A 508-nucleotide genomic window follows, 5' to 3' on the forward strand; every position below is an offset into this window, starting at 1 on the left:
GTGGATGCTTCAGCCGGGCGTCGCCGCGCACTACGCGGCCGAGGCCTACGCGATCGAAGTCCACGAAGACCGCCTCGTCGTGCTCGCCACGACCCGCCCCATCAAGCACCGTGGCGACACGCTGCAAGGCCCCACGCTGACCGTGACGCTGAGCTCGCCGCTCGAAGGCGTCATTCGCGTCAGCGTCGAGCACTACACCGCGTCCAGCCCGCCGCGGATGCACATCCCCATGGTCGGCGCAGGCAAGCCCAGCGTGCAAATCGTCAACGGCGAGACCAAGGCCACCCTGACTTCGGGCGCCATCTCGGTTGACGTCAAGAAGGGCGAGGGCTGGGCCCTGACCTTCCGCGAAGGCGACCGCGTCCTGACCAAGAGCGACTGGCGCGGCCTGGGCTACATCCAGTGGGGTGYCAAGGGCAACCACATGCACGACCAGCTCTCGCTGGCCGTCGGCGAGAACGTCTACGGCCTGGGTGAGCGCTTCACGCCCTGGGTCAAGAACGGTCAG

1 protein-coding gene is annotated in these 508 nt (G+C 67.9%); it reads left to right on the top strand.

Annotation, left to right across the window (positions count from 1 at the left end):
• Positions 1–508: hypothetical protein (locus ACXRVZ_RS27795; RefSeq protein WP_458233157.1), on the top strand; the 508-nt coding region annotated here is incomplete at both ends.

It is taken from the genome of Roseateles sp. P5_E8 (assembly GCF_054177665.1).